The sequence below is a fragment of the Nocardia sp. NPDC005825 genome, assembly GCF_040630175.1.
GTDB lineage: Bacteria > Actinomycetota > Actinomycetes > Mycobacteriales > Mycobacteriaceae > Nocardia.
Genome location: NZ_JBEXXC010000035.1, coordinates 1 through 1,540, shown reverse-complemented (window position 1 = coordinate 1,540; position 1,540 = coordinate 1). Strand labels below are relative to the sequence as shown.

Here is a 1,540-nt window from a genome sequence, read left to right as displayed (position 1 = left end):
GTGTGTTGTTTCAGATACTGCACAGTGGACGCGTAGCTTCTTTGTTGGTAAGTCCTCGGCCTATTAGTACCAGTCACCTACATCTGTTACCAGACTTCCAGTTCTGGCCTATCAACCCAATGGTCTGTTGGGGGCCTTACCCCCTCGAGGGGGTGAGAAACCTCATCTTGGAACAGGCTTCCCGCTTAGATGCTTTCAGCGGTTATCCCTTCCGAACGTGGCCAACCAGCCGTGCTCCTGGCGGAACAACTGGCACACCAGAGGTTCGTCCGTCCCGGTCCTCTCGTACTAGGGACAGCCTTCCTCAAGTTTCTAACGCGCGCGGCGGATAGAGACCGAACTGTCTCACGACGTTCTAAACCCAGCTCGCGTGCCGCTTTAATGGGCGAACAGCCCAACCCTTGGGACCTACTCCAGCCCCAGGATGCGACGAGCCGACATCGAGGTGCCAAACCATCCCGTCGATATGGACTCTTGGGGAAGATCAGCCTGTTATCCCCGGGGTACCTTTTATCCGTTGAGCGACACCGCTTCCACTTGCCGGTGCCGGATCACTAGTCCCGACTTTCGTCCCTGCTCGACCTGTCGGTCTCACAGTCAAGCTCCCTTGTGCACTTGCACTCAACACCTGATTGCCAACCAGGCTGAGGGAACCTTTGGGCGCCTCCGTTACATTTTGGGAGGCAACCGCCCCAGTTAAACTACCCACCAGGCACTGTCCCTGAACCCGATCAGGGTCCGAGGTTAGAGGTCCAATACGATCAGAGTGGTATTTCAACGATGACTCCACGAACACTGGCGTGCCCGCTTCACAGTCTCCCACCTATCCTACACAAACCGTACCGAACACCAATACCAAGCTATAGTGAAGGTCCCGGGGTCTTTTCGTCCTGCCGCGCGTAACGAGCATCTTTACTCGTACTGCAATTTCGCCGAGTCTGTGGTTGAGACAGCTGAGAAGTCGTTACGCCATTCGTGCAGGTCGGAACTTACCCGACAAGGAATTTCGCTACCTTAGGATGGTTATAGTTACCACCGCCGTTTACCGGGGCTTAAATTCTCAGCTTCGCTCCGAAGAGCTAACCGGTCCTCTTAACCTTCCGGCACCGGGCAGGCGTCAGTCCGTATACATCGTCTTACGACTTCGCACGGACCTGTGTTTTTAGTAAACAGTCGCTTCTCACTGGTCTCTGCGACCCAACCCAGCTCCCACCGCAAGGGTGTTCACCAGACCGGGCCCTCCTTCTCCCGAAGTTACGGAGGTATTTTGCCGAGTTCCTTAACCACAGTTATCTCGATCGCCTTAGTATTCTCTACCTGACCACCTGTGTCGGTTTGGGGTACGGGCCGTGTACCAACTCACTAGAGGCTTTTCTCGGCAGCATAGGATCACTGAATTCGCCTCAATCGGCTACGCATCACCTCTCAGGCTATATGTCCGGCGGATTTGCCTACCAGACGCCCTACAGGCTTACACCAGGTATTCCATCACCTGGCCCAGCTACCTTCCTGCGTCACCCCATCGCTTACCTACTACAGC

General features: G+C 55.3%; 1 rRNA gene. It reads right to left on the bottom strand.

The features are described from left to right. Positions 1-43: 43 nt before the first annotated feature. A 23S ribosomal RNA gene (locus ABZ382_RS36525) occupies positions 44-1,540 on the bottom strand; the annotation flags it as partial.